This is a genomic window from Methyloceanibacter sp. (genome assembly GCF_050999895.1).
Taxonomy (GTDB): Bacteria; Pseudomonadota; Alphaproteobacteria; order Rhizobiales; family Methyloligellaceae; genus Methyloceanibacter.
On the sequence record NZ_JBPCOU010000009.1, the window covers coordinates 1 to 5,934 of the forward strand.

Below are 5,934 nucleotides of genomic sequence, written 5' to 3' on the forward strand. Positions count from 1 at the left end.
AACCCTCCTCGGTCAGATTGAAGACCGGCCCGAACAGGAGCGCGAGCAGCGGCTTCCGCATCAGATAGCCGCCGAGCAGCAGGGTTGCGAACGTGAGATAGACGATCGTCGGCTTGAGCTTGATGAACGCATCGTCCTGGAGATAGAGCGTGAGCCCGCCGAATACGAGCACCACCACGCCGCTGACGATCGGCATGATCGGAAGCTTGTGATAGAGCCAGCGCGCCACCCCCAGCGCGATCAGGGTCGCGACCATGAAGACCGCGGTCGCGACATAGATGCCGCCGGCGAAATTCGCGGCGAAGAACACGAGCAGCGGCCCAAGCTCAATGGCGAGCTTGATCGGAAGCGGCGGCTCGGCTGGCTTCGCGCGGGCGGACCCTTTGGCTTTAGGCCGCCGCGGCGTTTTCGCTGTCATATCCGGCAATCGCCCGTGCGAAATCGTCGGCGTCGAAGGGCTCCAGGTCGTTGAGACCCTCGCCGACGCCGATTGCGTTGATGGGAAGCGCGAAGCGCTCGGCGATGGCGACGAGAATGCCGCCTCGCGCCGTGCCGTCGAGCTTGGTGACGACGAGACTGGTGACGCCCGCGATCTCCTGGAACATCTGCACCTGATTGATCGCGTTCTGACCCGTTGTCGCATCGAGGACGAGCACGACGCTATGCGGCGCGCTCGGATCGATCTTCTTCAGAACGCGCACGATCTTGGCGAGCTCGGCCATGAGGTCGGACTTGTTTTGCAGCCGTCCCGCGGTGTCGATAATGAGCACGTCCTTGCCTTCCGCCTTTGCGCGCTCCAGCGCTTCATAGGCGACGCCGGCAGGATCGGCGCCGACCTTCTGCGCAACGACATCGGCGCCGACACGGCCGCCCCAAATCTTGAGCTGGTCGATGGCAGCGGCGCGGAATGTATCTCCGGCGGCGAGAAGCACGCTCGACCCGGAGCGCATCAGCCTGTTGGCGAGCTTGCCGATGGTGGTGGTCTTGCCGGTGCCGTTGACGCCGACGACGAGGATGACATGCGGCTTCGCAGCCGACACAAGCTGGAGCGCCTGGGCATGCGGCCGCAACACGCGCGCGACTTCCGCGGCGAGAACCTGCCGCAGTTCATCGCTCGAAATGCCGCGTTCATAGCGGCCCTCGGCGATAGTCGCTTTGATGCGCGCCGCAACCTCGGGTCCGAGATCGGCCTTGATCAGAAGCGCCTCGATATCGTCGAGCATATCCTCGTCGAGGCGTCTTTTGGTGACAACCGAGGCGAGGCTGTCGCCGAGCGCATTGGAGCTCCGCGCCAGGCCTTGCCGCAATTGCGCAAACCAGCCCTGCTTCGGTTGGTCTGCCCGTCCGAATGCCTTTTCCCGCACGTCGCGGGGCGTCGTAGGCCCCTTTTCGTGAGGCGATCCGGGCTCTTTCTCGCGCTCCGAGGCGGGTATTTCCTCCGGCGACGGTGCGTCGGGATGCTTGGAAGGGCCTCCGGGCGGCGGGCCCTTCTGCTTCTTCCCCGGCGCATCCTTGGGCTCGGCCTTGTGCGGTCCTGCTGGCGGCGGCCCCTTGGGACCGGCTCTGACTTCCTTGGGCGGCCGCTCGCGCTCTGGCGGCTCCTTTTGCGCCGGCTCGCGCGACGGCTCCTTGCGCGTGGGCTCTTGCTCGGGAGGTTCGCGCGTTGGCTTGCCCGAAGGCGGCTCCTTCTGGGGGCGCGGCGTTGGCTCCGCAGGCTCGGGCCCATCGGTCCCGCCGAACAGACGCTGGAAGAACCCGGTCTTCTTGGCTTCGCTCATGCCGCCACCGTCGCGGTCAGGGCGCTGCCGTCATGGCCGTCGATTCGCGCCTCGACCAGCGCGCCGGTCTCTTGCATCGATGCGACCCGCACCGGGGTGAAGTCCGGAGCGCGCCCTTGGCGCTCGTTCTCCATCAGCACCTGGATGCGTGCTCCCTTAGCGCCTGACAGATGGGCTTTGAGCGCGGCGAAGCCCTTTTCACGGAGCTGAGCGGCACGCCGCGCGATAACCGCGCCATGAAGCTGTGGCATGCGCGCGGCGGGCGTCCCTTCGCGACGAGAAAACGGAAACACATGCAGGAAGGTGAGCCCGCAATCGTCGACCAGCGATACCGAGCTTTGGAACATGTCTTCGCTCTCGGTGGGAAAGCCCGCGATCAGGTCGGCGCCGAACACCATGTCCGGCCGCAAGCGCCGCGCCTCGGCACAGAACGCGATGGAATCGGCGCGTGCGTGCCGGCGCTTCATGCGCTTCAGGGTGAGATCGTCGCCGGATTGCAGCGATAGATGCAAATGCGGCATCAGGCGCTCCTCTTCCGCGATGGCCGCGAGTAGATTGGCGTCGGCCTCGACGGAATCGATCGAGGAGATGCGCAAGCGCGGCAGCTCCGGCACGAGCTTCAGCACCTTGCGCACGAGCTTGCCGAGGGTTGTCGCGCCGGGAAGGTCGGCGCCATAGGCGGTGATATCCACGCCCGTGAGCACGATCTCCGCGTAACCGTTATCCACCAGCCGCCGCACCTGATCCACCACCTCGCCTGCCGGCACGGACCGTGACGGCCCGCGCCCGTAGGGAATGACGCAGAAGGTGCAGCGATGGTTGCAGCCGTTTTGAATTTGCACATAGGCGCGGGCGCGCGCGCCGAAGCCGTCAATCAAATGGCCGGCCGTCTCCGTCACCGACATGATGTCGTTGACGACGACCCGCTCGGTCCCCTCCAGGCTAAGCCCTGCAAAGGTCGCAGCCTGGAGCTTGTCGTGATTGCCGACGACGTGGTCGACCTCGTCCATGGCGGCGAAGCGCGCCGGATCGATCTGCGCCGCGCACCCCGTCACCACGATCTTGGCGCCGGGACGCTCGCGCCGCGCGCGCCGGATGGCCTGCCGCGCCTGGCGCACGGCCTCGGCGGTGACGGCGCAGGTGTTGACGATCACCGCGTCATCGAGACCCGCGGCGCCCGCATGCGCGCGCATGACCTCGGACTCATAGGAATTGAGGCGGCAGCCGAAGGTGATGATGTCGATCTTGGACATTGGCGGCTTCTAGCATGAAATGGCCTGTAAGTCAGACCAAAGCCCGGTTTTCAAACGGGTACGGGCTGCAATAAGGCCGCAGGCAGCGTGCCTTCATAGTCGAGAGCGTAAGGCCCGGTCATGAGGATATGGTCGTCGCTCTCGCGCCACTCGACGATGAGGTCGCCGCCGGGGAGCGTCACCTTGGGCTTCCGCCCCGCGAGCTTAAGCCGCACTGCCGCAACCGCCGCGGCACAGGCCGCGGTACCGCAGGCCCGCGTCAGCCCCGCGCCGCGCTCCCAGGTCCGCACCTTGAGGGCATCGGGGGCGAGCACTTGCACCAGCGAAATATTGGCGCGCTCGGGAAAGAGCGGATGATGCTCCAGCATCGGCCCGAACCGCGCAAGATCGTATGCCTCGGCATCCTCGACGAAGAACAGGCAGTGCGGATTGCCGACATTGACGACCGACGGCGAGTGCAGGACGGGATCGTCGATCGGCCCGACCTGCAATTCGATGCGGCGCGTATTGTGGAAGGGTTCCGAAAGCGGAATCTCATCCCAGTTGAAGCGCGGCGTGCCCATGTCGGCGGTGACGCTGCCGTCGGCGTTGACCAGCGCGCCGAGGATCGCGCTGTCCGTCTCGATGCTGACCTGCGGGTGGCCTTTCTCGGCAGCGACAATCGCGGCCACGCAGCGGGTGGCATTGCCGCACGCGCCGACCTCGCCGCCGTCGGCGTTCCAGATGCGCATGAAGACATCGGCATTGTCGGAAGCTTCGAGCAGGATGAGCTGGTCGCAGCCAACGCCCTCCTTGCGGTCGGCGATCGCCCGCACCGCGTCTTGCGTCACGCCCAGCAATCCGTCCCGTGCATCGACCACGACGAAATCGTTGCCGAGCCCGTTCATCTTGCGGAAGGGAATGCTGTCGGTCATGAGCGTTGGCGCCAATGGTTTCGGTCCGTTATATGGCGTTTCCTCATCAGCGACACCAGCCAATGGCGGCCATGCCTCTCTTTCCTCAAGATGACGCGGTCGGCGCGCTCGTTCCCCACACGTTGAAGGCGCCTTTGACGGGCCTCGGCTCTGGGCCGCTCACCGGCCGCACCTTCATGGTGAAGGATCTCTTCGCGATTGCGGGGCAAAGGGTGGGCAATGGCAATCCCGCCTTCTACGCCCATGCCGAGCCGGCGACGGAGACCGCCGCAGTCATTCAGCGGCTGCTCGACGCGGGCGGCACCTGCACCGGGATTACCCTCTGCGATGAGTTCTTCTACAGCGTGCTCGGCACGAATGTGCATTATGGCGCTCTGGTCAATCCACGCGCGCCCGGCCGTGTCACGGGCGGGTCGTCCTGCGGCTCCGCTGCCGCGGTCGCCGCGGGCATGTGCGATTTCGCGCTCGGCAGCGACACCGGCGGCTCGATCCGCGTGCCCGCCTCCTTCTGCGGTCTCTACGGCCTGCGCCCCACCTTCGGCCGCATCGACATGGCGGGCGCCACCGAGATGGCGCCGAGCTTCGATACGGTCGGCGTCTTCGCGCGCGACGCTGCGCTCTTCCGCGATGCCGGCCACATGTTGCTTGCGGGCGACCGCGTCGCGGCCCCGATCGAGCGCATCGTCCTCGCCGAGGATATTTTCGCCTACACCGATCCACGCACCGTCGCGGCGCTGCGGCAGACGCTCCTTCGCCTGAAGGACAGTCTGCCCCGGCAAGAGCCGCAAGACATCGCGGGTGGGGACATTGCCGCCTGGCGCGACGCCTTCCGCATCATCCAGGGCTTCGAGATCCAGTCGACGTTGCTGCCGTTCATCGCCAGCCACGACGACGTCGAACTCGGCCCCGGCATCAAGGAACGCTTCGCGCTTGCGGCCTCCATTACGGCAAGCGAGGCCGACGCCGCCCGCGCCATGCGCGAAGACGCGGCAATTCGCCTGCACGCGATTGCTAAACCCGGCACCCTCATCGTATTGCCGACCACGCCGACGCTACCGCCCGAGCGCGGCATCAAAGACGGCGACGCCGTCGCGCAATTCCGCACCCTCACCTTGCAAAGCACCTGCCTCGCCGGTCTCGCCGGCCTGCCGCAGATCTCGCTTCCGGCGGCGGAAACCGACAACATCCCCGTCGGGCTTTCCCTAATCGGCTGGCCGGGAGCCGACGAAACTCTGCTCGATATTGCGGTTAAACTTGAGCCGCTTTTAAGGAAGACGCTCTAAGCTTCACGCCTCCACGCGAGGATGCGATGCTGGAGCAAGGGTTTTTCGTTGTGTGCCTTGACTTGCCGCCCCCTCTGGCCGACATTCGGGCTGAAATTCAAGGCAGCTCAGTTCGTGAGCCGCCGCCCTGGACATGATTGCGCTCAAATAGGCCAAGAGGCCGGTAGCGCCCAATGAGGAGCCAGGGGGGTCAACATCCGCCAGCGCAATGCGCCCGCGGGTGCGTTCGTGGTTTGCCTCACGCCATTCGGCCTGAGGCGATGGTGGTGCTGATGTTCGAGACACTTTCAGATCGCCTTGGCGGCATTCTCGACAAGCTGACGCGGCGCGGCTCCCTCAGCGAGGCCGACGTCACCGAGGCCATGCGCGAGGTGCGCCGCGCGCTGCTCGAAGCCGACGTCGCGCTCGACGTGGTACGCGACTTCGTGGAGCGTGTGCGCGAGAAGGCCATCGGCCAGGAGGTGGTGAAGTCCGTCACCCCCGGCCAGATGGTCATCAAGATCGTGCATGACGAGCTCGTGCGCATGCTGGGCTCCGACGCCGCGCCCATCGATCTCGCCGCGACGCCGCCCGTCGCCATCATGCTGGTCGGCTTGCAGGGCTCGGGCAAGACCACGACCGCCGCCAAGCTCGGCCGCCGCATCGAGGCGCGCGAGAAGAAGAAGGTGCTGATGGCGTCGCTCGATACGCGGCGGCCTGCGGCGCA

Annotated in this window: 6 protein-coding genes; 2 read left to right on the forward strand and 4 right to left on the reverse strand. The window is 66.1% G+C overall.

Going from position 1 to position 5,934, the window contains the following annotated elements; translation table 11 throughout:
- From ACR2J1_RS00565 to dapF, 4 genes are all read right to left on the reverse strand, one after another.
- Window positions 1–418: inner membrane-spanning protein YciB (locus ACR2J1_RS00565; RefSeq protein ID WP_434017393.1), on the reverse strand; the 418-nt coding region annotated here is incomplete at its 3' end.
- Window positions 390–1,778 carry a signal recognition particle-docking protein FtsY gene (gene ftsY, locus ACR2J1_RS00570; protein WP_434017394.1) on the reverse strand — a complete coding sequence of 463 codons (1,389 nt, stop codon included), beginning with the start codon at window positions 1,776–1,778 and terminating at the stop codon, window positions 390–392. The genes ftsY and ACR2J1_RS00565, both read right to left, overlap by 29 nt.
- The gene (gene mtaB, locus ACR2J1_RS00575) at window positions 1,775–3,031 is read right to left on the reverse strand and encodes a tRNA (N(6)-L-threonylcarbamoyladenosine(37)-C(2))-methylthiotransferase MtaB (protein ID WP_434017395.1); all 1,257 of its coding nucleotides are present in this window, start codon (window positions 3,029–3,031) and stop codon (window positions 1,775–1,777) included. Before mtaB ends, ftsY begins: the two co-directional genes overlap by 4 nt.
- A gap of 50 nt (window positions 3,032–3,081) precedes the next feature.
- Window positions 3,082–3,945 (reverse strand): diaminopimelate epimerase, encoded by an 864-nt coding sequence (dapF, locus tag ACR2J1_RS00580; protein ID WP_434017396.1) that lies wholly within the window; start codon window positions 3,943–3,945, stop codon window positions 3,082–3,084.
- Between the two features lie 71 nt (window positions 3,946–4,016).
- Here dapF and ACR2J1_RS00585 point away from each other — a divergent pair, with 71 nt between their 5' ends.
- Both ACR2J1_RS00585 and ACR2J1_RS00590 read left to right on the forward strand, forming a co-directional pair.
- Window positions 4,017–5,228, forward strand: a complete 1,212-nt coding sequence (locus ACR2J1_RS00585; protein WP_434017397.1) for an amidase — start codon at window positions 4,017–4,019, stop codon at window positions 5,226–5,228.
- Between the two features lie 272 nt (window positions 5,229–5,500).
- Window positions 5,501–5,934: signal recognition particle receptor subunit alpha (locus ACR2J1_RS00590; RefSeq protein WP_434017398.1), on the forward strand; the 434-nt coding region annotated here is incomplete at its 3' end.